The sequence below is a fragment of the Flavobacterium caseinilyticum genome (assembly GCF_004349085.1).
Classification (GTDB): Bacteria; Bacteroidota; Bacteroidia; order Flavobacteriales; family Flavobacteriaceae; genus Flavobacterium; species Flavobacterium caseinilyticum.
Genome location: NZ_SMFM01000020.1, coordinates 1 through 2,648, shown reverse-complemented (window position 1 = coordinate 2,648; position 2,648 = coordinate 1). Strand labels below are relative to the sequence as shown.

The 2,648-nt window shown below is 36.2% G+C and carries 2 protein-coding genes; both read right to left on the bottom strand.

Translation table 11 applies throughout. The features are described 5' to 3' along the window. A partial coding sequence (locus E0F89_RS16940; protein WP_131910893.1) for a carboxypeptidase regulatory-like domain-containing protein occupies window positions 1–1,613 on the bottom strand: 1,613 nt, incomplete at its 3' end. Between the two features lie 12 nt (window positions 1,614–1,625). Further along, window positions 1,626–2,534: a PorP/SprF family type IX secretion system membrane protein gene (locus E0F89_RS16935; protein ID WP_131910892.1), complete on the bottom strand. Its 909-nt coding sequence runs from the start codon at window positions 2,532–2,534 to the stop codon at window positions 1,626–1,628. Between the last annotated feature and the right edge of the window lie 114 nt (window positions 2,535–2,648).

Sequence of the window (2,648 nt, the reverse complement as noted above, 5' to 3'; positions counted from 1 at the left end):
AAATAAATCATTTTTATGTTGAAGCATTTACCCAAATCATCACCAATAGTTACTTTACATTGTGCTTTTTCCAAAGCGATTGGCAAGTGGGTTTTTCCATTGACTGTTGCAATAGTTATTTTTTCTTCTTTGGTGGTGTAGTCTGCTTTTTCAGCTCTGACACTGTAGTTTTGTCCACATTCTACAGCAAAAGTATAATTGCCTTTGTCATCAGAAGTAGTTGTACTAACCATATTAAACTGACTGTCGTATAAGGTTAATTTAGCATTTGGAAGTACTTCTGTAGTAGCTATATCGGTTATTTCGCCATATAAAACCTGTTCACAAATCAGTCTTTTGGTTTCTAAGAATTTATAAATGTCATCATAACCCTGACCACCGTCTCTGTTGGAACTGAAAAAACCTCTTCTGGATTTTGTATCAATTAAATAGGCAAAATCATCTTTAGGGGAATTCACATCCGCTCCCAAATTTTGCACCGTACCGAAAGTGCCGTCATCATTTATTTTGGCTACAAAGACATCGAGTCCTCCAAGACCGGGATGTCCATCTGAGGCAAAGTAGATTTCGTTTTCATCATTTACAAATGCAAATGTTTCGCGTCCCTCGGTATTGATAGTATTTCCTAAATTTTCCGGAGTTCCAAAAGAGCCATCATCATTAATTTTTACTTTGAATAAATCAGACTGGCCTGTTGTACCGGGCATATCAGAAGCAAAATACAGCGTTCTTTCATCCGGACTTAAAGCAGGATGCGCCGTGCTGTAATTGTCACTGACAAAAGGCAGTTCGGTTATATTTACCCATTTCTCATTTTCTAAAGTGGCTTTGTAAATTTTTATTAAAGTAATGTCATTTCCGTCTTTTCCTTTCTTGCCGTTAAGATAGTTGTTTCGGGTAAAATATATTGTTTTTCCATCCTTGGTAAAGACAGGCGTAGCTTCATGAAATTTTGAATTTATCGCAGGATCCAGCTTTTTAGGAACACCYGGAGCCATGTTRTCTTCTAAATCAGCGGTGTACAAATTGGTAAAATATTGATTGGTCCATTTGTGTTTGCGTTGTCCTAAACTTCCGGTGTCTCTTGCTGAAGCAAAAACAATTTTGTTTGAATACAAAGCCGTTCCATAATCGGAGTATATCGAATTAATACCTGCATCTTCTATTTGATATCTTCCAGAATTTGCTTTTATGGCATCTAAATAATTCGGATTTTGCAGGAAGAGTTTTCCTCTAATATCGTTTGCTGATTTTTGGCTGAATAACTCCACCATTTCATTTGCCTTGTCATTCTGACCAACAGAWCGTAATGATTGSGCATAGCGATAATAATATTCWGGTTCTAAATTGGTGGTATCCATGGCAAAYAATTCGCCATACCATTTGGCCGCTTTATCGAGTTCGGCATTAAAGTAATAGGCGTTGCCCAATTTTTTGAACATATCRGCGGACTTGTACCCTTTTTCGGCAACTCTTTCATAGGTTTTTATGGCATCTACATAAGCATAGTTGTCATATTTTTTATCAGCGGTTTCCAATCTTGCTTTTTGGGAATAAACGSTGCAAGAAAAAACACTTATTATTGTTAGGTAAAGGAGTATATTATTTTTCATAATAGTTTTTTTTTAGAAGAATCTAGGGGTTATAATTTTACCATTATTATTAAATAATTCATAGCGCAGAAAAATCTCATGTGACCCGGAATTATAGTTGTTTAATGAAGTTGTTTCATGATCATACCCGTATCCTATATACATACCCTGTGAAACTTGAAATCCAACCATGGCACTTACKGCGGCACTCCATCTGTAGGCCACTCCGACKACAAATTTTTCATTGAACATAAAGTTTGTAGAAACATCAAGCTGAAGAGGAGCACCCTCAACCATTTTGGTCAATACAGCGGGTTTAAATTTAATGGAATTATTGAAATCAAATACATATCCGGCAATCAGATAGTAATTTATTTTTTCTTTGAATATGGCCACTTCATTATCATCAAATCTGTTGGTTTCTATGAAATTAGGAACAGAAAATCCTATATAAGCTTTATCGGAATGCAGGTAAAGACCCGCTCCAATATTTGGCGAGAATTTATTTTCAAAATTGCGTAAAGTGGGGTCATCATCCACGGGGTTTAATTGGTTTACATCCAAATCAAATAAATTAGCAGTCGCCTTGATACCAAAGGAAAGTTTAAATGTTTCGGAAGTCGGCACGGTATAGGAAAAATCAGCCGAGATTGTATTCTCATTCGTGGGACCTATTCTGTCATTAATGAAAGAAATACCTAAGCCGACATTACTTGAGTTTAGCGGTGTGTTAAGTGAAAGAGCGTTAGTTACCGGCGCCCCATCAAGTCCTACCCATTGGGTACGATGCAAGGCAAAAATACTCAAAGCACCTCTAGATCCTGCGTAAGCGGGATTAATATTGATTGTGTTGTACATGTACTGCGTGAATTGAGCATCTTGTTGCGCGAAACTTACAATGGCTGTAAACATCAAAACGAAAGAAAATAATTTTGTTTTCATACTAGATATTATTTTAGATTATCTGTTGAACTCATTTATAAGAGTCTGGTAGGTCAGTTGGTACCTTAAATACCGTTTATATTCGAAGATTTGGGTTATTAATGGTTATTAGAA